General features: G+C 72.0%; 20 protein-coding genes. 12 read left to right on the top strand and 8 right to left on the bottom strand.

Going from position 1 to position 23080, the window contains the following annotated elements; genetic code table 11:
* Positions 1–112: 112 nt before the first annotated feature.
* The gene (locus DEJ00_RS07025; RefSeq protein WP_181440106.1) at positions 113–967 is read right to left on the bottom strand and encodes a PPK2 family polyphosphate kinase; all 855 of its coding nucleotides are present in this window, start codon (positions 965–967) and stop codon (positions 113–115) included.
* Positions 968–1073: 106 nt separating this feature from the next.
* Here DEJ00_RS07025 and DEJ00_RS07020 point away from each other — a divergent pair, with 106 nt between their 5' ends.
* Positions 1074–2090 carry an alpha/beta hydrolase gene (locus DEJ00_RS07020; protein ID WP_139179289.1) on the top strand — a complete coding sequence of 339 codons (1017 nt, stop codon included), beginning with the start codon at positions 1074–1076 and terminating at the stop codon, positions 2088–2090.
* 143 nt (positions 2091–2233) lie between these two features.
* Positions 2234–2530: a hypothetical protein gene (locus tag DEJ00_RS07015; protein ID WP_027465048.1), complete on the top strand. Its 297-nt coding sequence runs from the start codon at positions 2234–2236 to the stop codon at positions 2528–2530.
* Here DEJ00_RS07015 and DEJ00_RS07010 read toward each other — a convergent pair.
* The 3 genes from DEJ00_RS07010 to DEJ00_RS07000 all read right to left on the bottom strand — a co-directional run bounded on the left by DEJ00_RS07010 (position 2527) and on the right by DEJ00_RS07000 (position 8211).
* A complete protein-coding gene (locus DEJ00_RS07010) occupies positions 2527–5868 on the bottom strand; it encodes an efflux RND transporter permease subunit (RefSeq protein ID WP_258373575.1) in 3342 nt (1113 codons plus the stop codon). The genes DEJ00_RS07015 and DEJ00_RS07010 overlap by 4 nt on opposite strands.
* A 109-nt stretch (positions 5869–5977) precedes the next feature.
* On the bottom strand, positions 5978–6652 hold the full coding sequence (locus DEJ00_RS07005) for a DUF6518 family protein (RefSeq protein WP_111056846.1): 675 nt from the start codon (positions 6650–6652) through the stop codon (positions 5978–5980).
* A 107-nt stretch (positions 6653–6759) separates the two neighbouring features.
* Entirely contained in the window at positions 6760–8211 is a 1452-nt protein-coding gene (locus tag DEJ00_RS07000) for a PLP-dependent aminotransferase family protein (protein ID WP_258373574.1), read from the bottom strand.
* Positions 8212–8272: 61 nt separating this feature from the next.
* Between DEJ00_RS07000 and DEJ00_RS06995 the strand changes: the two genes are divergently transcribed.
* The 3 genes from DEJ00_RS06995 to DEJ00_RS06985 all read left to right on the top strand — a co-directional run bounded on the left by DEJ00_RS06995 (position 8273) and on the right by DEJ00_RS06985 (position 10612).
* Entirely contained in the window at positions 8273–8962 is a 690-nt protein-coding gene (locus tag DEJ00_RS06995) for a YitT family protein (protein ID WP_181440105.1), read from the top strand.
* A 199-nt stretch (positions 8963–9161) separates the two neighbouring features.
* Positions 9162–10034: a DUF4097 family beta strand repeat-containing protein gene (locus tag DEJ00_RS06990; RefSeq protein ID WP_111056845.1), complete on the top strand. Its 873-nt coding sequence runs from the start codon at positions 9162–9164 to the stop codon at positions 10032–10034.
* Positions 10031–10612 carry a PadR family transcriptional regulator gene (locus DEJ00_RS06985; RefSeq protein ID WP_027465044.1) on the top strand — a complete coding sequence of 194 codons (582 nt, stop codon included), beginning with the start codon at positions 10031–10033 and terminating at the stop codon, positions 10610–10612. The genes DEJ00_RS06990 and DEJ00_RS06985 overlap by 4 nt, the downstream gene beginning before the upstream one ends.
* Positions 10613–10706: 94 nt before the next feature.
* Here the strand turns inward: DEJ00_RS06985 and DEJ00_RS06980 are convergent, their stop codons facing one another.
* Positions 10707–11138 carry a MerR family transcriptional regulator gene (locus DEJ00_RS06980; protein WP_111056844.1) on the bottom strand — a complete coding sequence of 144 codons (432 nt, stop codon included), beginning with the start codon at positions 11136–11138 and terminating at the stop codon, positions 10707–10709.
* A 130-nt stretch (positions 11139–11268) separates the two neighbouring features.
* Between DEJ00_RS06980 and DEJ00_RS06975 the strand changes: the two genes are divergently transcribed.
* The 4 genes from DEJ00_RS06975 (at position 11269) to DEJ00_RS06960 (ending at position 15272) form a co-directional block, all read left to right on the top strand.
* The gene (locus DEJ00_RS06975) at positions 11269–13527 is read left to right on the top strand and encodes an APC family permease (protein ID WP_027465043.1); all 2259 of its coding nucleotides are present in this window, start codon (positions 11269–11271) and stop codon (positions 13525–13527) included.
* A gap of 11 nt (positions 13528–13538) precedes the next feature.
* On the top strand, positions 13539–14294 hold the full coding sequence (locus DEJ00_RS06970; protein WP_110864324.1) for a hypothetical protein: 756 nt from the start codon (positions 13539–13541) through the stop codon (positions 14292–14294).
* 141 nt (positions 14295–14435) lie between these two features.
* Positions 14436–14711 (top strand): DUF3072 domain-containing protein, encoded by a 276-nt coding sequence (locus DEJ00_RS06965; protein ID WP_017886246.1) that lies wholly within the window; start codon positions 14436–14438, stop codon positions 14709–14711.
* Positions 14712–14831: 120 nt separating this feature from the next.
* The gene (locus tag DEJ00_RS06960) at positions 14832–15272 is read left to right on the top strand and encodes a DoxX family protein (RefSeq protein ID WP_027465040.1); all 441 of its coding nucleotides are present in this window, start codon (positions 14832–14834) and stop codon (positions 15270–15272) included.
* 127 nt (positions 15273–15399) lie between these two features.
* Here the strand turns inward: DEJ00_RS06960 and DEJ00_RS06955 are convergent, their stop codons facing one another.
* Positions 15400–16545, bottom strand: coding sequence for an NAD(P)-binding domain-containing protein (locus DEJ00_RS06955; RefSeq protein WP_111056843.1), 1146 nt, complete (start codon positions 16543–16545; stop codon positions 15400–15402).
* Positions 16546–16703: 158 nt separating this feature from the next.
* Here DEJ00_RS06955 and DEJ00_RS06950 point away from each other — a divergent pair, with 158 nt between their 5' ends.
* Positions 16704–16922: a DUF3073 domain-containing protein gene (locus DEJ00_RS06950; RefSeq protein WP_017886249.1), complete on the top strand. Its 219-nt coding sequence runs from the start codon at positions 16704–16706 to the stop codon at positions 16920–16922.
* Between the two features lie 248 nt (positions 16923–17170).
* Here DEJ00_RS06950 and purM read toward each other — a convergent pair whose 3' ends face one another.
* A complete protein-coding gene (gene purM, locus DEJ00_RS06945) occupies positions 17171–18286 on the bottom strand; it encodes a phosphoribosylformylglycinamidine cyclo-ligase (RefSeq protein WP_111056842.1) in 1116 nt (371 codons plus the stop codon).
* A 73-nt stretch (positions 18287–18359) separates the two neighbouring features.
* Between purM and purF the strand changes: the two genes are divergently transcribed.
* Positions 18360–19817 (top strand): amidophosphoribosyltransferase, encoded by a 1458-nt coding sequence (gene purF / locus DEJ00_RS06940; protein ID WP_027465037.1) that lies wholly within the window; start codon positions 18360–18362, stop codon positions 19815–19817.
* Positions 19818–19902: 85 nt separating this feature from the next.
* On the opposite strand, the gene DEJ00_RS06935 is transcribed toward purF, so the two are convergent.
* Positions 19903–20304, bottom strand: a complete 402-nt coding sequence (locus tag DEJ00_RS06935) for a hypothetical protein (protein ID WP_051596625.1) — start codon at positions 20302–20304, stop codon at positions 19903–19905.
* Positions 20305–20412: 108 nt separating this feature from the next.
* Here DEJ00_RS06935 and DEJ00_RS06930 point away from each other — a divergent pair, with 108 nt between their 5' ends.
* Entirely contained in the window at positions 20413–23001 is a 2589-nt protein-coding gene (locus tag DEJ00_RS06930; protein ID WP_146247897.1) for a LuxR C-terminal-related transcriptional regulator, read from the top strand.
* The last annotated feature ends 79 nt before the right edge of the window (positions 23002–23080 follow it).

Below are 23080 nucleotides of genomic sequence, written 5' to 3'. Positions count from 1 at the left end.
GTCGAAGGCCGACCGAGCGAGTCTACGCGAGCCGGTGCCTTGACGCCAGCCCCGCGCGGTCCGGCGGCGGCGTGCCGGGCGCGGGACGGGCCTCCAGGCCGGGGTCGTGCGCTCAGGACTCCGCGAGCCGACGACGCTGCTCGGCGACGTCGAAGTCCGCCTTCGGCCACGACAGGTGCATGTCCTCCAGCGCCCGGAGCAGGAGCTGCTGCACGGCGAGGCGGACGTACCACTTGCGGTTCGCGGGCACGACGTACCAGGGAGCCTGCGGGGTCGACGTGCGGTCGAGGGCGATCTGGTACGCCTGCTGGTAGCGGTCCCAGAGCAGGCGGTCGTCGATGTCGCCCGGGTTGAACTTCCAGTGCTTGTCGGGGCGGTCCAGCCGGTCGCCGAGGCGCTCGCGCTGTTCGTCCTTCGAGATGTGCAGCATGACCTTGACGATGGTCGTGCCGGCGGCGGCGAGGCCGTCCTCGAAGGCGGTGATCGCGCCGTACCGACGTTCGATCTCGTCCGGCGCGGCGAGCCCACGGACCCGCTGGGCGAGCACGTCCTCGTAGTGCGAGCGGTCGAACACGCCGAGCTGCCCGGCTGCGGGCAGCTGCTTCTCGATGCGCCAGAGGAAGTCGTGCTCGCGCTCCTCGGCCGTCGGGGCCTTGAAGCCGGCGTAGTGCACGCCGTTCGGGTCGACCGCTCCGACGACGTGCGAGACGATGCCGCCCTTGCCCGCGGTGTCCATCGCCTGCAGCACGAGCAGCACCCGCCGCTCGTCGCCGGCGGTCGACGCCGCGTACAGGCGCTCCTGCAGGGCGGCGAGACGGGAGGCTCCGGCGGCGAGGGCTTCGAGGCCGTCGATCTTGCGGCCGGGGAAGCCCGGGGTGCCGTCCGGGTCCACCTGGTCGAGGCGGAACCCGGGTTCGACGCGGAGCAGTGGTTCGGGATCGGCGTTCCAGGCCTTGCGATTGCTCACGGGTCCTCCTGCGGTGCTCCGGTCGGCGGCTGCCGTGCTCATCCTCGCACTGCCGTCCTCCGCTCGGGTGACGTGGGCGGCTGCCGGTGCGGCTAGCGTGGACGTGATGAAGTCCGGCCGCCGCTCAGTGCTCGCGCTCGTCGCCGCGGTCGTGGCGCTCGGGGCGATGGCATCCTGCAGCACGGACCCGGTCGGCGACGAGAACGCCACGGTGACCGCGGACAGCATCATCTACCCGCTGTCGCTGCGGTACCACGGAATCGACGTGGTGGCCGACGTGCCCTACGGCACCGATCCGCTGCAGCGCCTCGACGTGTGCCTGCCGGCCGACAGCGACCCCGCGACGACGGCGACCCCCACCGCGACGCCGTCCGCCTCGGCCACCGCCGACCCCGATGCCCGAGCGGTCGGGGCCGCCACCGGACGCCCGGCGGTCCTGATGATCCACGGCGGCAGCTGGTCGCACGGCGACAAGGCGACCGCCGCCTACCGGTCCGTGTGCAAGTACCTGGCGTCCGAGGGCTTCGTGACGTTCAACGTCGACTACCGGCTGGCGCCGACCGACCCGTTCCCGGCCGGGCTCGACGACGTCCGCCGTGCGCTCGACTACGTGTTCCGTCCGGCGACGCTCGAGACCTACGACGTGGACTCCCAGCGAGTGGGCGTGTTCGGCGGCAGCGCCGGCGGCAACCTCGCCGCGATGCTCGCCGTCACCGACCACGACTCCGCCGCGTACGCCGACGGCGACCGGATCCGTGCCGTCGTCGACCTGAGCGGGCCGACGAACCTGACCACCCGGTCCACCGAGCCCGACGGGGTGTCGGCGGCCTTCCAGCGCAAGCAGCTGCTCTACCTGGGGTGCCGGTCGTACGCCAGGTGCCCGGCGGCCACCAGGGCGTCGCCGGAGTTCCACGTCACCTCGGACACCGCGCCGTTCTTCATTGGGCACTCCACCGACGAGTTCATCCCGATGTGGGAGTCGCAGGAGTTCGCCGCGACGCTCCGGTCCCACGACGTCCCGGTGACGTTCGTGGCGGTCGAGGGCACGGCGCACTCGATCGCCCAGCTCGACGAGGCGATGAGCCGCCGCGTGGTCACGTTCCTGCGGACGCAGCTGGGCTGACCGCGCCGGCCGACCGGCTGATCGCCTGACCGCGCAGGGCGTCCGACCGGCCGGCCGCGCAGGGCGTCCGACCGCGTGCCCCGGGTGGGTGCCACCCGGAGTCGGGACTGCCGCTGCCGCGCGCCCGGCCGCAGACTTCGGGGGTGACCGACACCTCGACCCGCCCTGCCCGCGCCGCTGCGACCCGCTGGGACCGCCCGGCGCTGCAGACGTTCGGGGAGCTGCTGCTCGGGCTGTCGTTCGTCGCCGCGGTGTCGTTCGGTGGGTACGCCTCGGTCACCGGGCAGCTGGCCGTCGTGTCGCAGGGCGCCGCCGTGGTGTTCCTCGTGACGCTGACCCTGGTGCTCGTGTCGTGGTTCCGTGCGGTCGAGCGCGAGGAGCGGACCGAGCGCGTCGTCGTCTCGCCCCTCGCCGCCATCGACGCCGAGTACCGCCGCTAGACCGCTTCGCCCGGCTCCGTCTGCCGCGCTGCCCGCCGATCCGCGCGGCGCTCGCGAGCCCGCTCGACCACGAAGTACAGCGCCGGCAGCACCACGAGCGTCAGCAGCGTCGAGGACACCAGGCCACCGATCACGACCAGGGCCAGCGGCTGCGAGATGAAGCCGGACTTGCCGGTCAGCCCGATCGCCATCGGCAGCAGCGCGAAGATCGTCGCCATCGCCGTCATCAGGATCGGACGGAGGCGTCGTGTGGCGCCCTCGATCAACGCCTCGCGCACCCGCAAGCCGCGCCGTCGGTACTGGTTGACGAGGTCGATGAGCACGATCGCGTTCGTCACGACGATGCCGACGAGCATGAGCAGACCGATAAGCGACGCGACACCGATCGGGACGCCCGACGCGATCTGCAGCAGGATCGCGCCCGTCGCCGCGAACGGCACCGACACGAGCAGCAGCAGCGGCTGGAGCAGGCTCCGGAACGTCGCGACCATGATCACGTAGACGATCAGCACGGCGACCAGCACCGCGAGCCCGAGCTGCGAGAACGCCGACGACTGGCTGGCGGCGACGCCACCGATCGAGGCGGTCGCACCCTTCGGCAGGTCGAGCTCGTCGACGGCGGTCGTGACGGACTGCACGGCCGCACCGAGGTTCGTGGCGTCCGGCGTCACGGTGATCGTGGCGGTGCGGGCCGCGTTCGTCGTGGTGACGGTGGTCGGCCCCTCGGACTCCTCGACCGTGGCGACGTCGGACAGCGGGACCGTGCCCGTGCTCGTCGGCACGTCGAGGGCACGGAGTGCACCGATGGTGGTCGGCGGCTCCGGGTCGGCGATGTAGACGTCGAGCGTCGCGTCGTCGATCTCGATGCTGCCGGTGTCCCGCGGCGAGACCGCTGCGGCGACGAGGCCACCCACCTGGGTCTCGGTCAGGCCGAGTGACGCGGCCTTCTGGCGATCGACCCGGACGGCGAGGAACGGCTCCGCGGCGGACAGGTTGCTCGTGGCGCCCGTGGTGTCCGGGACCGACTGCATGGTCTTCAGCACCTGGCGCGACGCGGTCTCGAGCTGCGCCTGGGTCGGCGCGGTGACGTCGACCTCGATGTCGCTGCTGCCGCCGAACCCGCCGCCGGAGGACGCGATGGTGACCTCGCCGACGTTCTCGATCGACCCGATCGCCTTCCGGGCGTCGGCCTGGATCGTCGGCTGGTCGGCCTCGGCGTCGGTCGTGACGGCGTACTGCACCGAGGCGCTGCCGCCACCGCCGAACGCCGCCTGGATCGACTGGCCGCTCGTGCCGATGGTGGTCTGCGCGGTCTCGACGCCGTCGACGTCCTGCAGCGCGCGCTCGACCTTGCGGGCGGACTCGGACTGGACGGCGAGGCTGGAGCCGGCCTTCAGGTCCTGCGTGACCGTGAAGGTGTTCTGCCCCGAGTCGCCGAGGTAGTTCGTGGTGACGAACGGCAGCGTGGCGACCGTTCCGCCGAGCACGATCACGGCGAGCAGGATGACGACGACCGGCTTCCGGACGACCCACCGGAGCACCGGCAGGTAGACGCGGCGCAGACGGTCGGCGGTGCCGGCGTCGTGCAGGTCGGCGGCGGAGGCGAGCGCACCCTCGGAGCGATCGTGCTCGACGTCGGGAGCCGACGGCGCTGCGACCGCTTCCGCTTCCGCTTCCGCGTCCGTCGTCGCGTCGCCCGGCTTCGCCTTCGGCGGGCGCAGCCACCAGTACGCGAGCACCGGGACGATGGTGAGCGAGACGAACAGCGACGCGACGAGCGCCAGGGTGACGGTCACGGCGAACGGACGGAACAGCTCCCCCACGAGTTCGGCGACGAAGGCGACCGGCAGGAACACCGCGACGGTCGTCAGCGTCGACGCGGTGACCGCACCGGCGACCTCGCGCACGGCGTCCCGCACGGCACGGCCGCGGTCGACGCCGGGGAGCATGTGCCGCTTGATGTTCTCGATGACGACGATGGAGTCGTCGACCACGCGGCCGATCGCGATCGTGAGGGCCGCCAGCGTGATGATGTTGAGCGTGTACCCGGCGGCGCGCATGCCGATCGCGGCGAGGAGCACCGACGTCGGGATCGAGATCGCGGTGACGAGCGTGGAGCGCCACGACAGCAGGAACACCAGGATGACGATCACCGCGAAGGCGAGCCCGAGCAGGCCTTCCTCGGCCAGGGAGTCGATGGACTGCTGGATGTAGGGCGCCTGGTCGAAGACGACGGTGAAGCGGGGGTCACCCTCGATCTTGTCCTCGATGCCGGGCAGGGCGTCGCGCACGGTCTTGGAGACGTCGACGGTGTTGGCTTCCTGCGTCTTCGTGATCGAGATCGTCAGGGCCTGCTGGCCGTCCACGCGGCTGATCGAGGTGCGCGGCGACTCCGTGATGGCGACCTTCGCGACGTCGCCCAGGGTGGTGTCGGTGGGAGTGGCCGCGGTCGTGGACCCGCCCGTCGCGGTGTCACCGGTCGCGCCGGTGCCGGTCGTACCCGTACCGGTGGCACCCGCAGCCGTGCCGTCACCGGACGATGTCGTCCCGGCGGCACCGGCGGCACCCGACCCGTCCGACCCCGAAGAACTCGACGAGCCCGAAGAACTCGTCAGCGGCAGGGCGCGGATGTCGTCGAGCGAAGCGATCCGCTCGCCCGTCTGCACCGACAGGGTCGAGCCGTCCTCGGTGATGGTGCCGCCGGGGATCAGGGTGCCGTTGTCGTCGAGCGCGTCCGAGATCGCCGTCTGGGTCAGGCCGCGGGCGGCGAGCTCGTCCTGGTTCGGCGTGATGACGACCCGACGACCCGGGTTGCCGAAGACGTCCGCCTGCCGCACACCGTCGAGCTTCTCGAGGTCGGGGATCGCCGAGGCCTGCAGCCGGTCGACGAGCTGCTCCTGGTTTCCGGACGCCGAGACCGCGACCTGCAGCACCGGCAGGTCGTCGAAGGACCCGGTGACGATCTGCGTCTGCACCGAGTCGGGCAGCGACAGCGCGTTCACCGCCGTCTGGATCTTGTCCTCCGCGCTGGCCAGATTCGATCCGTACTGGAACGACGCCGACACCACGCTCTGCCCGGTGGACGAGGTCGCACTGGTCGACTCGAGGTCCGGGACGACCTGGATCGCCTGCTCGATCTTGGTCGAGACGTCGTTCGACACCACCTCTGGCGTGGCTCCGGGGTAGGCGCTGACGATCGCGACCTGCGGGAACTCGACGCTGGGGATCAGCTCCTGCTTGAGGCTCGAGAGCGCGATGCCGCCGAAGACCGCGACCACGATCGTGACGAGCGCGATGAGGGCCCGGTTGCGCAGGCTGAAGACCGAGAGGAGGTGCACGTCAACGATCCTCGCAGGACCGACCGACGAACGCTCGGCTGGCAGCCAGAACCCGCCGTCGGATCAGGACGGAGCGGCGAGGACCCGCCGTCGGATCAGGACCGACGGATCAGAACCCGCCGAGCACCAGGTAGGCCCCGAGCACCGCGACCGTCCCGACGACCCCGGTGCCGAGCGCCACCACGCGCGCAACGGGTGAACGGGTGCCGAGGACCCCGATGCCGAGGAGCACCACGCCGACGACGATCTCGACGACCCAGGTCACGTGCCCGGTCGTCGCGGCGACCTGCAGCAGCCCGCGGATCCCCTCACCGACGAGCACCGCGGCCGTCACACCGAGCGCCCCCGCGCGCCACCGGGCGTCGCGGGACCGCACCGCCACGGCGACCGCCCCGGCCAGCAGCCCGGCCGGCACCCCGAGCAGCACCCACGGGTTCGTGATCGACAGCACGTCCGGGAACCCGCGCAGGACCGTCGTGGCCCAGTACCCGACGTGCATGAGCTCGAGGAGCACGACCCCGAGCACCATCGCGAGCGGCAGGGCGAACCGGCCCGCTCGTGCTCCCGCCGCCAGGCACAGCAGCGCGGCGACGAGGAACCACGGTCCGGCCGAGTTCGACACGGATGCGAGTGCGGGCACCGCCTGCCCGAACGACGTCAGGACGCCGGCAAGAGCCGCCCCGCTCAGCGCGATGGTGACCCGCACCACGGCGGGGACCGGCGCGGGCGGGTCGACGGGCGTCGGCACGGCGGAGCGGGTTCCGGCGGACAGGGTCGCGTTCATGGCTCCAGCCTCGCCGGACCCCACCGCCGCCGCATCACCCCGAGGAGCGACAACCCCCGACCCGGACTCACCCCAGAGGATGACACCGAGCCCGGAGGACGCACCGCTCAGACCACCGCCGCCAACGACCCCCGCACCCCGGTCGACTCGCCACCGACCCGCTCCCACGCACGCGACAGCACGTCGACCAACCGCCCCCGGTCGGCCGGGGGCATCGTGAACGGCACCCGCAGGAACCGCTCGAACCCGCCGTCCGGCCCGAACACCCCGCCCGAGGCCAGCACCACGCCCTCGGCCCGCGCGGCGAGCACGAGCGCGCTCGACACCGGCCGGCCGAGCCCGACCCACGTCGTCAACCCGCCCGCCGGCGCCGGGACGTCCCACTCCGGGAGCCGCGCCCGGAGCGCCCCCACGACCGCGTCGCGACCTTCGCGCAGGGACGCACGCCGCGCCTCCAGGACGGCCGCCGTGCGCGGGACCAGCTCGCGCACGACCAGCTGGTCGAGCACGGGGGTGCCGAGGTCGCCCGTCGGGCGGGCGAGCAGCAGCCGCTGCAGCAGCGCCGGGTCGGCGCGGATCCAGCCGATCCGCAGCCCGCCCCAGAAGACCTTGGCGGCGGAACCGATCATCACGACCGACGCCCCCGACGGGTCCGCCGCTGCCAACGGCGGCGACGGCGAACCGTCGATGCGGAGCTCCCCCATCGTCTCGTCGGCGATGACGATCGTGCCGACCGAGGCCGCGACCGACAGCAGGAGCTGGCGGGTCGATGTGGACATGGTCGCACCGGTCGGGTTGTGGAGCTCGGGCATGACGTACGCGACGGAGGGCGCGGTGCGACGCAGCGTCGTCTCGAGCGCGGCGGCGTCCCACCCCGTCCGCGCATCGACGGGGACGCCGACCAGGCGGCCGCCGGCTTCGCGGAAGGCCTCGTGCGCGTGCGGGTAGGTCGGGGACTCGACGAGGACGGCGTCGCCACGGCGGACGAGCACGCGCGCGAGCAGGGCGATCGCGTGCTGCGCGCCGATGGTGACGATGACCTGGGCGGGCTCGGTCGGCAGTCCGCGCTCGGTGTAGCGCGCGGCGATCGCGGCGCGGAGGCCGGGGTCGCCGACGGTGTCGTAACCGATGCCGGCGAGCGCGGCGGGCACGTGCCGGACCGCCCGCTCGACCGCCTCGTCGATGCCGGGGGCCGCGTGCAGGGCCGCCTTGCGCAGGTCGAGCAGGTCCCCCTCGACGACCCCGCCCAGGCGTTCGGGGTCGGGCCGGCCGACCAGGTCACGGGGCAGGTGGACCACGCTGCCGGAGCCACGGACGGACACCAGGAACCCGTCGGAGCGCAGGCGGGCGTAGGCGTTCGCGACGGTGGTGCGTGAGACACCGAGGGCTGCGGCCAGGCCGCGCTCGGCCGGCAGTCGGACCCCCTGGGCGACCCGACCGTCGATGACGAGGACCCGGAGGGCATCGGCGAGCGCCTCGTAGGCCGGGGCGTCGGTGCTGGCGCGCCAGTCGGTCAGCAGGTGGGCGGCGGCGCGGGCACTGATCAGGACAGGGGGCACGGGTCCACGGTAGCGCGATTGGCTCTCGACCAGCAGGCCAATCTGTCGGGACGATGGCCACATGCCCCGCCGCACCGCCCTCACCCTGCGCTTCGTCCAGCTCTTCGTCGGACTGTTCCTCTACGGCGCCTCGACCGCACTGCAGGTCCGAGCGGTGGTCGGCGTGAGCTCGTGGACCGTGCTGACCCAGGGGCTCGAGAACGTCGTGCCGTGGTCGTTCGGCGTCATCACGGTCGTGTCGAGCGGCGTCATCCTGCTGCTGTGGATCCCGCTGCGTCAGAAGCCGGGCATCGGGACGCTGCTGAACGCCCTGGCGATCGGGCCGAGTGCGGACCTGGTGCTCTGGCTGGTGCCGGAGCCGTCGGGGATCGTCGCCCGGATCGCGCTGTTCGCCGCAGGACTCGTGTTGCTCGCGGTCGCGACGGCGTTCTACATCGGTGCGGGGTTCGGCACCGGGGCGCGGGACGGTCTGATGGTCGGGTTGCACCAGCGGCTCGGCTGGCCGATCTGGCTCGCACGGACCCTGGTCGAGGTCACCGTGGTGATCGTCGGGTGGGTCCTCGGCGGGGACGTCGGTGCCGGCACCGTCATCGCGGCGTTCGCGATCGGCCCGATGGTCCAGCCGCTCATGCCGCACTTCCGCCGGTTCCCGTGGAGCCCAGAGCGCACGGCCGCCGCGCGCGACGGCGCAGCACCCGCCGTCACACCCGCCCTGGAGGCCCACCCCACCCCCGCCACGCCCGCTTCGTGAGCAGGAATGGTCGGATCCACGGCGCCGACCCGACCATTCCTGCTCACGATCGCCCGGCGCTTGCTCACGATCGCCCGGCGATCGCCCGGCGATCGCCCGGCGATCGCCCGGCGATCGCGTGTGACCCCTTGCGGCCGCGAGGAACGCGATATAGCGTGACTTGCACAGACGCGATACATCGCGAGTTCCAGGAGGCAACATGGCGCAGGAGAAGTGGCTCGTCGACGAGCCCAAGGTCATCGACACCGGCATCGTGCGCACCGTGCGTGTCGGCCTCGTCGGCGGGCAGGTGGACGTCGTCGCACACGACGAACCCACGGCCCGGGTCGAGATCCACAGCGTGTCCGGCAAGCAGATGCTCATCGAGGTCGACGGCGACACCCTCACCGTCGACCACCCCCAGGTCCGGTGGGACGACCCCATCGGGTTCCTGAAGTCCTTCCGCGGCAAGGCCCACGCCGACGTCAGCATCCTGGTCCCCCGCGACGCCGGCATCACGCTCGGTGTCGTCTCGGCCGGTGCGCTGCTGTCCGGCACGAACCGCGGTGCCACCCTCAACACGGTGTCCGGCGACCTGGTCGTCGACGGCGTCGCGGGTGACGTCACGGTCAACGCCGTCTCGGGCGCCACCACGATCCGCGACCTCGACGGCGCGCTCGCGGTGCACACCGTCTCCGGTGACGTCGTGGCCACCGGCGAGATCCCGCGGTTCCAGGCTGACGGCGTCTCGGCCGATGTCGTGCTCGACCTGCACGGGGTCCCCGAGTCCGCCCGTGTCAACACGGTGTCCGGGTCGGTGAGCGTCCGCCTGGCGGACGGCGTCGCCTACAAGTGCACGGTGAACACCGCGACCGGCAAGCTGCAGTTCGACGACGCCGAGATCCGCGGAGTGCGCGGTTCGTACGTCAAGCAGGGCGGCGAACTGTCCGGCCAGTGGCTCGACCTGCGGGTGAACTCCGTCTCCGGCGACATCGCGGTGCTGCACGCCCCGCCGGTCGCCGAGCCGACGCCCCCGACGACCCCGACCACCCCGTCGACCACCCCGACGAACGAGAGCGAGGTGCCCGAATGAGCCCCGTCTTCGCCCACGGCCATCTGCGGCTCTACCTGCTCGTCCTGCTGGCCGACCACCCGATGCACGGCTACGAGCTCATCCAGGCACTCGGCGACCGCTTCGGCGGCACCTACGTGCCGAGCGCCGGCACCGTGTACCCCCGGCTCGCCAAGCTCGAGGACGACGGCCTGGTCACCAAGACCGCCGACGGCCGCAAGACCGTCTACGCGATCACGGACGCCGGTCGTGCCGAGCTCGCGGCGCGTGCCGACGAGATCGCCGCGGTCGAGTCCGGCGTGAGCGACTCGGTGAAGTCGTTGGCCGACGGCGTGCGCGCCTCGGTCGGCGAGGCCATGCGCTCGCTCCGTGCCGACCTGGCCGCCGCCGCCGAGAGCCCGGCGACGGGTTCCGCCGAGGAGCCCGTGTCAGTGCCGTCGGACAGCGCCCGCGCCCTGCGCGAGCTCGAGATGGCCCTGTCGTCGTTCCGGCAGCAGGTGCGTGCGGACCTGCGTCGTCGGGCGACCCGCGGCACGCTCGGTGCGGACACCGTGACGCGTCTGCGTGACGGTCTGGAGGCCCTGCGCAAGTCGCTCTGACGGCTGGCGGCCGACAGGCGGTCGCGACCACGGGCCTCCCGGCCGTCGTCCGCACCGACTGTCGGCCCGCCGCGTGCGGGGGGCTGCCGGCGCCTCAGGAACCGGGCAGCCGCGTCGGCGGGAAGCCGGCGAACGCGTCGGCCACCGCCAGGTCCTCCCCGTGCTCGACGCGCGCCACGGTGGTGCGCACGGCCGCGAGCTGCCGGGCCAGGCGGTCTCGTTCGTGCTCGAGCCACGTCAGGTGCGCCGTGAGCGCGGCGACGTCGTCACCCTCGTCGTCGAGCCGTCGCGCGATCTCGGGCAGTCCGAGTCCGAGCCCGCGCAGCAGCAGGATGCGCTGCAGTCGGACGAGCGCACGGTCGTCGTAGCGCCGGAGCCCACCGGCGCCGACGGCCGTGGCCGGCAGCAGCCCGACGGCCTCGTAGTGCCGCAGGGTCCGGCTCGAGACACCGGCGGAACGCGCCACCTCGGTGATGACGTGGGGAGCTTTCGCAGCTGGGTCGTCCGGGCCTGTCGATGCGCTCATGCTGGTGACTGTAATGCTTGACGCTGCGTCAACCGCATGGGGTGTACGACCCCCAGCGTGGAGCACCAGTGGGCAGCCGGGAATATGCGGCAGGCGAACCGTGTTGACTCGCGCCCGGAACTGAGTAGGTTTGCCGCTCGTGACGAACGAGATCCGGTCGTTGAAAGCACGACTGATCGGGGATCCCCTCCCCTCTGAGAAGCTCGAAGGACAGCTCCTCCCGAAGCACCTGGCCCTGCCGATCTTCGCGAGTGACCCGCTGTCCTCTGTCGCGTACGCGCCGCAGGAACTGCTGATGATCCTGCTGCTCGGCGGCATGGCCTTCCTGACGTTCGCACCATGGGTCGCCGCACTCGTCGTGCTGCTGCTCGTGGTCGTCGTCGCCTCGTACCGACAGCTCATCAAGGCGTACCCGTCGGGTGGTGGCGACTACGAGGTGGCGCACCGGAACCTCGGCGAGAAGGCCGGGCTCGTCGTCGCGAGCGCGCTGCTCGTCGACTACGTGATGACGGTGGCCGTGTCGGTCGCCTCCGGTGTCGACAACATCATCTCGGCGCTCCCGATGCTCGACCACTTCCGCGTCGAGCTCGCCCTGCTGTTCGTCGTGCTGCTCGCGGCCGCGAACCTGCGGGGTGTGCGGGAGTCGAGCAAGGCCTTCGCGATCCCGACCTACCTGTTCGTGGCGAGCGTCTTCGTGATGGTCGTGACCGGGCTCGTCCGGGTCGCCGCCGGCAACGCCCCGGTCGCCGAGTCCGCGGCGTACACCGTGCAGAACGTCGAGCACACCACGCAGGCGGCGTTCATCCTGCTGCTCCTCCGCGCCTTCGCCTCGGGCTGCTCGGCCCTGACCGGCGTCGAGGCCATCGCGAACGGCGTGCAGGCCTTCCGGCGGCCGAAGATCAAGAACGCGCAGGCCACCCTGGTCGCGATGGGCGGCATCGCGATCGTCCTGTTCATCGGGCTCATCACCCTGGCGCTCGTGTCGCACGTGCACTACGCCGAGCGTGCCTGCGACCTGCAGGGCTTCGCGAACTGCGCCACCACGCCGCAGCGCTCGCTCATCGCGCAGATCGCGGCCGCGACGTTCGGCAACAACTCGGTGCTGTTCTTCGTGATCCAGGCGACGACGGCCGCGGTCCTGCTCCTCGCGGCGAACACGGCCTTCAACGGGTTCCCGCTGCTCGGCTCGATCCTGGCGCGCGACTCGTACGCTCCGAAGGCGCTCTCGACCCGCGGCGACCGGCTCATCTACTCGAACGGCGTCATCGTCCTGGCCCTGGTCGCCGCGGCGCTGCTCGTGGTCTACCGGGCGAACGTCACGAGCCTCATCCAGCTCTACATCATCGGTGTCTTCGTGTCGTTCACGCTCGGACAGACGGGCATGGTCGTGCACTGGACACGACTGCTGCGGGCCGATCGGGACCGGGACGGGGCGCCCGCCGCCGACGGCGAGCCACCGGTGAACCGTGGGCAGGTCGTCCGCTCCCGGACGATCAACGCCATCGGTGCGACCTTCACCCTCGTGGTGCTCGTCATCGTCACGATCACGAAGTTCACCCACGGCGCCTGGCTCGTGTTCCTGATCATGCCGGTGCTGTACGTGCTCATGCTCGGCGTGAACCGCTACTACCGCGACGTCTCGCACGAGATCGAGGCCGACGTCGAGACGAAGTTCGGCGCCACCGGCGACCACGCGATCGTCCTGGTGAACAAGCTGCAGAAGCCCGTGCTCAAGGCGCTCGACTACGCGGTCGCCGCGGAGCACGCGAGCATCGAGGCGGTGCACGTCGCGATCGACGACGCCGAGTCCCAGCGCCTGCGCGACCAGTGGGCGGAGTACGGAATCCAGGTGCCGCTGACGATCGTGCCGAGCCCGTACCGCGACATCTCGATGCCCCTGATCAAGTACATCAAGGCACACCGGGCCGAGCACGGCTCCGAGGTCGTCACCGTCTACACCCCGATCTTCATCGTCGGGCACTGGTGGGAGGGCCTGCTCCACAACCACCGCGGCCGCCGCATCCGCAAGAAGCTGCTGCTCGTGCACGGCGTCACCGTCGCCCTGGTGCCGTGGCTGCTCGACTCGTCCGAGCTGCTCTACGGCCGCCGTTCCCGCCCGCTGCCCGGCCAGGAGCGCCGCGGCGAGCCCATCCGGCCCCCGCTCCGCCGCCCCGCGCAGCCCGGTTCGTCGGCCGAGGCCGCGGCCTCGGCTTCGGCTTCGGCTTCGGCCGAGGACCGCCTGCTCCGGTCCGCCGAGCGCAACAGCATCCAGCCGCGCCGCGCGACCCGTCCGGCCGGCCCCGCCGAGGGCATCGACCCCGCGCTCTGCACGGGCGAGATCCACGCCCTCGTGCCCTCGCCGCCCCGACGGGGAGCCGACGAGTCGTAGCATGTGGCCCCATGACCATCAGTGACCTGCGGACGTTCGCCACGTTCGACGGACACGGCGGTAAGGTCTCGAAGCGCGTCGAGGTGCTCGACCACGAACCGCCGGCCGGCAGCCCGCTCGAAGGGCTCGTCGCCGTGCGCGGCGAGCACCCCCTCGGCGCGCGCGACGAGCGTGCAGCCGACGAGTCCGCCGCGCTCTCCCGCGGCGTCCCGAGCGTCGGCTGGGTGGACCCGGCCGCCCTCCGCGACTGGTACCGCCCGGATCGCGTCGTCCTCACCCGGCTCGAGGCGCGGCAGTCCGGCATCGAGCCCGGTGTCTACGCCGACTCCCGTGGGCGCGGTCGCGTCCGGATCGACGGCCTGGAGGCCCACCTCGCCCCCGACGGTCGGCCCGCCTTCCGCGCACTGGCCGGCCCCACCGCCGAGCCCGTCGTCGACGTGCCGCTGCCGACCGACCAGGCCGTCCGCCTGGTGGCGGTGACCGCGGTCGACGAGGGACTCGAGGTCGTCACGGCCCCGGTGTCCCCGTTCCTGCAGCCCGGCGAACACCCGGCCTACGGCGACGACGTGGTGGGGCTGCCCCCACGTCCGGCGAGCGGGCACGTCCGGGTCACGGCGTCGGTGCTGCTCGACGGCGAGCTGCACGAGGTCGACCGGATCGACGAGCGTGCGGCGACCATCTGGATCCGGCGGGACGACCGCGTCGTGCCGATCGCCACGAGTGCCGTCGGGGCCGACCTGGTGCGGTACGCGGCGACCGCGGTCTGAGCCGCTTCGGAGCGTTTGCGTGCCGTCGTGCGCGCTGTGCCGTTGTGCGCGCTGTGCCGTTGTGCGCGCTGTGCCGGTGAGCCGCTTCGGGGGACGCCGCTGCTGCGTGTCGTGACGGGGGTGCGGCGTACCGTCGCGGACATGAGTGACGCAGACCGCGACCAGCAGCAGACCCCGGACGCACCGATCCAGGGCGAGACCCTCGGCGGCCCCCGACCCGACCCCTCCACCGACGCGAGCAAGGACCCCGAGCAGTGGGTCACCGGCGACGAGCCCATGACCGGACCGCAGCGCAGCTACCTCGACACCCTGGCCCGTGAAGCCGGCGAGGAACTCCCCGCCGACCTCACCAAGGCGCAGGCTTCGGAGCACATCGACCGCCTCCAGCAGCAGACCGGCCGCGGCGCCGATTCCTGAGAAGCGGTCCGCCCTTCGGCGGACCGCTGTCTGGGCATGCTCTGGGCATGTACTGGCGAAGCGCGGTCAGTCCCCTGTTCGAGGGCGATCGATGACGCGTCACCGGCTACCTTCGTGGCCATGCGAACGACATCGACCTCCATCGGCCTGACCGCGCTCCGCATCGTCCTCGGGGTGGTGTTCATCGCCCACGGCGCACAGAAGTTCGCCCAGGGCATCCCCAACGTGGTGCAGGGCTTCTCGGGCATGGGCGTTCCCCTCGCCGAGGTCGCAGCACCCCTCGTCGCCGGCCTCGAGCTCGTCGGCGGCATCCTGCTCGTGCTCGGTGTCGCGACCCGCGTCGTCGGCGTGCTGCTGGCCGTCGACATGGTCGTCGCCGGGTTCCTGGCCCACGGCACCGCCGGCTTCTACTCGCAGGACGGCGGGTTCGAGTACGTGCTCGTCCTTGCGGTGGCGTCCCTCGCCGTGGCGCTGACCGGGCCCGGGCGGTTCTCGCTCGATGCCCTGGTGCTCAAGTCGTCGCGCCGTCGTCGTGGCGTCGAGGAGCCCCTTCCCGCCTGAGCCGCGCGCTTCGGTCCGTCCGGTGCGAGGTTCCGTCGCCCGTGCGAGCTCACGAGGCCCGCACGGGGAACGGAACCTCGCACCGTTCACGCGGCCCCTCGCACCGTGCGAGGGGCCGCGCGGCCGTTCAGCCCGCCAGCGCGTCCATGACCTGGCGGGCGATGCGCCGTCCGGCCCGGTTCGCACCGATGGTCGACGCCTGGGGACCGTAGCCGGCCAGGAACAACCGCGGCTCCTCGCCGGACCGGCCGTCCTCGACCACCACCCCGCCCGCCGTGGTCCGCAGGTGCAGCGGCGCGAGGTGCCGCAGGTCGGCCCGGAACCCCGTCGCCCAGATCACCGCATCGGCGTGTACGTGGGCGCCGTCCGCGGTCCACACGCCGGTCTCGTCCATCCGCGTGAACATCAGCTCGTCACGCAGCACGCCACGGTCGATGCCGGCGCGGATCCGTCGCGACACCGGGACCCCGGTGCCGCTGACGATGCTCGGCAGGACCTCGCCGGCGCGGGCGGCGCGGTCCTGTTCGTCGACGGCGGCCACCGCGGACTCGACGTCGAGCGACGCGGTGCCGGCCCAGACCATCGGGCGGCGGGTGAACCACCGCGTCGAACGGGCGACGCCGTCGAGTTCGAGCAGGAACCCGATGGCGCTCGTCCCACCGCCCACCACCACGACGTCCTGGCGGGTGAACTCGGTGGCGCTGCGGTACTCGGTCGTGTCGACCTGCCGCCCACGGAACACGTCGCGCCCCGGGTACCACGGTACGAACGGGGTGCCCCACGTGCCGGACGCGTTCACCACGACCTCGGCACGGATGCGCGTGACGGTGCCGTCGGCACTCCGGGTCGTGACGCACAGGCCGCCGTCCGTCGGGGCGTCGCCCGCCACGCCGCCGTCGCCGTCGATGCGTGAGACGGACGTCACCGTGACCGGGCGCCGCACCCGTAGGTCGTAGTGCTGTTCGAACCGCCGGTAGTACTCCCCGACGACGTCCCGCGCGGGTCGTGACCGGTCGGCGTCGTCGAACTCCAGGCCCATCGCGCGCATGCCGGGCAGGTCGTGCACACGGTGCGCCGCCCCGAGCCGCAGCGCCTCCCACCGGAACTGCCACGCCCCACCGGTGCTCGGCGCGCGGTCGAGGATCGCCAGGTCGCTGCCGGGAACGAGTCCGAGGCGACGCAGGTGGTATCCCACCGAGAGCCCCGCCTGCCCCGCACCGATCACCACCACGCGGGCGTGCTGGTCGACCGGGGTCTCGAGGGGTTCCGTCATCACTTCGATTCTGCTGTGCGGGCCAGCCGTCGCGCGACGTCCAGATCGAGGTACATGGTAGAGTGATCGGCAGATTTCAAACCACGAACCGTCTGGTTCCCCGAGTGATCCTCCGTCATTCGCCAGGACCGGACCAGAGCCGAACGAGGGGGTCACGCATGGGGCGCGGCCGTCAGAAGGCGAAGCACACCAAGGTCGCCCGTGAGCTGAAGTACTTCAGCCCGCAGACGAACTACGGTGCGCTCGAGCAGGAGCTCTCCGCCGGACAACACTCCGACGAGAACTACGTCGACCGTTGGGCGGACCAGTACGGTCCGGAACCAGCGGAAGACGAAGACGAGTTCGAGACCCAGGCAGACCAGAACAAGTCCGCCTGACCTCTCTCGCAGTCACGCCGCGTAGCCCTCGGGCAGCGCGGCGTTTCCGCGTGCCCGGACAGCGGGCGCGCCCAGGCACCGAGTGCGCCCAGACACCCCTCGGCGCGCCCGGGGCCCCGGCCTCGAGTGGTCACGACCCACCGCGTGCATGACGCCGAGTGGTCAAGAACCGTCGGTTGCGGGCCCGCCAAACGACGGTTCGTGACCACTCACCGCACGCACCACGGCACGGCACGGCACCGAGCGGGTCAGCCCGCGTAGCTCCCGACGAGCCGGACCGCGCCGCCGTCGACACCCTTGGCGCCCTGCTCGAACCCGGTCAGGTCCCGCGCGGACGTGGCGATCGTGCCGACGGGCCACGTGGGCATGCCGGCGGCACCGAGCGAGGCGATGACCTCGGCAGCGGCCCCGGCCGAGACGACGGCGAACATGCCGATGCCCAGGTTCCAGGTGCCCTCGGTGTCCTCGATCGGGGTGCCGGCCATGTCGGCCAGGACCCGGAAGACCGGGAGCGGCTGCCAGGTGGAACGCTCGACCTCGACCCAGGAGCCGACGGGCAGCACGCGCGCCAGGTTCGCGGCGATGCCACCACCGGTCACGTGCGAGAGCGAGTGCACCACGCCCGGGTGCTGCTCGAGCAGGGCGAGGAGCGGTGCGGTGTACAGGCGGGTCGGCTCGAGCAGGGCTTCGCCGACGGAGACCGCGCCGCCGAAACCGACGCCGCTCAGCTCGGGCAACTGGTCCGTGAAGCCGACGCCCCGCGACGACAGGATGTGCCGCACGAGCGAGTAGCCGTTCGAGTGCAGGCCCGACGACTCGATCGCCAGGACCACGTCGCCGTCCTGCACCAGGTGCGCTCCGAGCTGTGCGTCGGCCTCGACGACACCCGTCGCCGCACCGGCCACGTCGTAGTCGTCCGGGCCGAGCAGCCCCGGGTGCTCGGCGGTCTCGCCGCCGACCAGGGCGGTGCCGGTCTCCGAGCAGCCGCGGGCGATGCCGGCGACGATGTCGGCGATCCGGCCGGGCACGACGCGACCGCAGGCGATGTAGTCGGTCATGAACAGCGGCTTCGCGCCGACCACGACGATGTCGTCGACGACCATGCCGACCAGGTCCTGCCCGATGGTGTCGTGCTTGTCGATGGCCTGCGCGATGGCGACCTTGGTGCCGACGCCGTCGGTCGAGGTCGCGAGCAACGGGTGTGAGAAGTCCTTCAGGAACGAGACGTCGTAGAGCCCGGCGAACCCGCCGACGCCACCGAGGACCGAGGCGTTGTGGGTGGCCGCGACCGCGGACTTCATCAGTTCGACGGCCAGGTCACCGGCAGCGGTGTCCACTCCGGCTTCGGCGTACGGGTTGGGCATGCGGAGTCCTTCGCGGTGACATGGCAGACTTGTTCGGTACCCCCCGATTCTACGGTCTGGAGCACACCCGCGAATGTGCGGCATCGTCGGCCTTGTTGCGCAGGGCCCCGCCAACCAATCCATCTACGACGCACTGCTCCTCCTGCAGCACCGCGGGCAGGACTCGACGGGCATCGCCACGGTCGAGGGTCACGTGCACCACATGCACAAGACCCGCGGCCACGTGCGTGAGGCGTTCCGGACCCGCGACATGCGTGCCCTCCTCGGCACCATGGGGCTCGGACACGTCCGCTACGCCACCAAGGGCGCCGCGACGAACGAGGAAGAGGCCCAGCCGTTCTACGTGAACGCGCCGTACGGCATCGTCCTCGTCCACAACGGCAACCTCACCAACACGCGGGAACTCACGCGTGAACTGTTCGACATCGACCGTCGCCACCTGAACACGACGAGCGACACCGAGCTCCTGGTGAACGTGCTGGCGCACGAGCTGCAGGGCCAGGTCCGCGGCGCGAACCTCGACCCGGGTCAGGTCTTCGACGCCGTCGAGCGCGTGCACGAGCGGGTCGAGGGCTCCTACGCCACGATCGCGACCATCGCCGGGCACGGGCTGCTGGCCTTCCGCGACCCGTTCGGCATCCGCCCGCTGATCCTCGGCCACAAGTTCGACGAGGCCGGGCAGCCGGAGTGGGTCGTCGCGAGCGAGTCGCTCGTGCTCGAGTCCGGCGGGTACGAGATCGTCCGCGACATCGCCCCGGGCGAGGCCGTCTTCATCGAGATGAACGGCCAGATGCACGCCCGCCAGTGCGCGAAGAACCCGCGCCTGGTGCCGTGCTCGTTCGAGTACGTCTACCTGGCACGTCCCGACTCGGTGATGAACGGCATCTCGGTCTACGACGCGCGTCTGCGCCTCGGCAACCGTCTCGCCGACACCATCGAGCAGTACGCGCCGACCGGGGACATCGACGTGGTCATGCCGATCCCGGACTCGAGCCGTCCGGCGGCCATGCAGGTCGCCCGGAAGCTCGGCATCGAGTACCGCGAGGGCTTCTACAAGAACCGCTACGTCGGCCGCACCTTCATCATGCCTGGGCAGGCGGAGCGCAAGCGTTCGGTGCGCCAGAAGCTCAACGCGATGTCGTCCGAGTTCAAGGGCAAGAACATCCTGATCGTCGACGACTCGATCGTCCGTGGCACCACGAGCCGCGAGATCGTCGAGATGGCCCGGGCCGCTGGCGCGAACGAGGTCACGTTCACGAGCGCCGCTCCTCCTGTCCGGTTCCCGCACGTCTACGGCATCAACATGCCGACGCGCGCGGAGCTCATCGCGCACGACCGGAAGATCCCGGAGATCAACCGCGTGCTCGGCAGCGACCACCTGATCTACCAGGAGGTCGGGGACATGCGCGACGCCATCATCGAGGGCTCGGACGTGACCGACCTCGAGATGAGCTGCTTCACGGGCGAGTACGTCACGGGCACCGTGAGCCCGGAGTACCTGTCCTGGGTCGAGGCCAACCAGCTCAGCTGAGTGGGGGTCGCGATCGCGACCACCAGACGGACTGGAGGCCCGGTGCCAGCTGGCACCGGGCCTCCAGTCCGTTGATCGGGAGCGGCTACGGCCGCTGGTCACCGTGGTCGTCGAGCTCCCCGTCGACCGTCTCGGGCGGCAGTTCGACCTCGACGCGCTCCGCCGTCAGGCGGGCGGACCGCCGGGCGTAGACCCGGTCGAACACGACGGCGACGACCGCACCGATGAAGGCGCCGATGGTGACGCCCCACAGGCTGAAGTAGCCGACCAGGCTGCCGAAGCTGGTCTGGTCCCGCTGACCACCGAGGTTCATGGTGAGGGCGACCACGACGAGGGTCGCGAGGAATCCGAGCACGGCACCGCCGACGATGAACACGCCGAACTTCGGTGCACGGCGGATGGTGACCTCGTCGGGGCTGGCGACCGCGCTGGGAGCCGGCGCCGGCGTGGGGAGCGGCTGCTCGTCGGGTTGATCGGTGTTGCTCACCCGTCCATTGTCCCCCACTGTGGGACGTCCCGCGGCCTGTGCGCGGCGACCGATCCGGGAGAGGATGGTCGCTACTGGTCGGTATCCCAAGCGGAGGAGGTGTGTCGGATGCGTGAACGAACCGCACCCGCCCGCCGACGCCGACCGACCACCCCCGCCCGCGTGGCCTGGCCCGTCGCACAGCGCGTCGAGGAGGACCGCGCCGTCGCCGTCGTCGCCGAGCACCGGTGGAGCGTCGCGCTCGTCGGTGCCCCCGGCATCGGCAAGAGCACCGCCGCGGCGCGGGTCACCGACCGCGTCGCCGGTCGCGACGGCACCGGCCGTACGGTCGTCGTGCCGATCACGGCCGTCGCCGCGAGTCGGTCGATGCCCTTCGGCGCCGTCGCCGAGCGCTTCGGCGAGCTGCCGGCGTCCATCTCGGAGCTGTCCGACGACACCGGTGCCGAACAGCGCCTCCGGGCGATCGAGGACCTCGTCGACCGCGACGTCCTGCTCCGCGTCGACGACGCCGACCACCTCGACGCGATCTCCGCGCGGTACGTCGCCTGGCTGGTCCGCCGGCAGGGCGCCCGGCTCGTCCTGACCTGCCGCGACTTCACGGCGCTCCCCGAGCCGCTCCGCGCGCTGTGGCAGGACGACCTGCTCGAGCGCATCGACCTGCAGCCCCTGGCCCTGCACGAGACCGCGGCGCTCGTCGCCGAGGCACTGGGCTCGCCGCTCGAGAACGCCTCGGCCGAGCGCGTCCACCGCGCCACCGCCGGCAACCCGCTGTACCTGCGCGAGGTGGTCCGCGCGGCGCGGGTCTCCGGTGCCCTCGACCACACCGCGACCGGGTGGTACTGGCGCGGACGGGTGACCGCGTCGGACAGCCTCGCCGACATGTACCGCACGGAGCTCGGGTCGCTGCCGGAGGACCTGCGCGACGTCGTCGACATCGTCGCCCTCGCCGACCCGATCCCGCTCGCGCGCCTGCTCGGCCTGGTCACCGGCGGGGACGTCGACCGCGTCGTCGCGCTCGGCCTGGTCCGCATCGACTCGCTCGAGGACGGCGCCGCGGTCGTCCGGCCGTCACACCCGCTCGTCGGCGAGGTCATCCGGACCCTGGTGCCGGTGGCCCGGCGCACGGCACTCTTCGCGCGCGCCAACGCGTTCCGCACCGACCGGCCCGAGGGTGCACCGCCCGCCGCACGGCTGCGTGCCGCGCTGTGGTCGCTCGAGTGCGGGGTCCTGCCGTCGGTCGACCAGCTGCTCGACGCGGCGCAGGTCGCCGTGCGGCTGCAGGAGCACGAGAGCGGGATCGCCCTGGCCTCGGCAGCGCTCCGCACGACGCTCACCCCCACCGAACAGGTCGCGGCGCACTGCCTCCGATCACTGGCGTACTCGTACTCGGACGGCCGTGAAGCCGGCCGCGCCGACGCCGAAGCCGCCTGGGGCGCGGCGAAGCGGCACGTCGGCGACGTCACCGACGAGGCCGTCATCGAAGCGTGCGAGACCCTGGCGAACATCCGCCAGTTCCACGACGACGACGTCACGGCGGCGGTCGCCCTGACCGATGCCGCCGCGCGCCTGGTGGTGTCCGACGAGGCCGTCGAACGGCTGCGGCTGCTCCGGATGGCGCACCAGGGCTGGGGCGGGGACTTCGCCGAGGTCCGGGCCGAGATCGAGCGCAGCGGCATCGTGGACGCCCCGACGATGCCGATGTCGTTCCTCGCCGTCGCACCCTGCGCCGTGATGGCGTTGGCGACCGCCGGCCGACTGGACGACGCGTCCGCGCTCGGCCACCGCGCCCTGGCCACCGCCGTGGCGCACGTCGAGGCGGCGCCCTGGAGCGTCGGCGAGAACTCCTCCGTCCTGCACCAGGTGCAGATGTGGCGCGGCGACCTGGACGACCTGATCATCGAGGTGCCGGCCGGCCGGTCCAGCCCCTACCTGAAGTACGACTTCACGCTCGAGCTCATCGGCCAGGGCAACCTGGCGATCGCGCAGCGCCGCTGGGACGACGCCGTCGCCGCGTTCTCGGCGGCGTGCGAACGGTACGACATCGCCGACCACGGCGGGTTCGCGGCCTACCCCTGGGCACGTCTGGCCCTGGCGCACGCCTACGCAGGACGCCCGGAAGCAGCCTCCGGCGCGCTCGAACGGGCCCGGACCACCCCGCAGCGGGCGATGCGGATCACCGGCGAGCAGGTCGCCGTGTCGATCGCCTGGACCGAGGCCGTGCTCGGCAACCCGGCCGGGCTGCAGCACGCCGACGAGATCATCGAACGCAGCACGGCGAACGGCTCGTGGACGCACGTGATGTACGGGTACGCCCTGCACCACGCGGTCGGCATGTCGCAGGGGCGCGACTCGACCGGCTCGCTCGAGCGGATGCGCGAGGCCGCCACCCGCGTCGACGGGCCACTCGCCGCCGCCGTGATCGAGTACGCCGACGCCGTGCGCGCCGACGACCGCACGCGGGTGATCGCGGCGCAGGGCGTGCTCGCGGCGCACGGGGTCTCGGTGGCCGCCGGGCGCTCGAAACCGCCGCTGACGAAGCGCGAGTACGAGGTCGCCGAGCTCGCGGCGCAAGGGCTGAGCAACCGGCGGATCGCGGAGTCCCTCGGGCTCTCGACGCGGACGATCGACGCGCACCTGTCACGTGTCTTCGCGAAGTGGGACCTGCACGCGCGGTCGGAGCTCAGCGAGCTGCTCTGAGCTGCTCGGCGTTCGGCATCGGCTGTCGCACACGCAAGAACGTTGCGGATTGCAGCACGACGCGCCGCCACGATTGACA

The organism is Curtobacterium sp. MCLR17_039 (assembly GCF_003234745.1).
Lineage (GTDB): Bacteria > Actinomycetota > Actinomycetes > Actinomycetales > Microbacteriaceae > Curtobacterium > Curtobacterium flaccumfaciens.
Note: the sequence above shows the minus strand (reverse complement) of the source record. Positions and strands in the feature narration are given on the sequence as shown.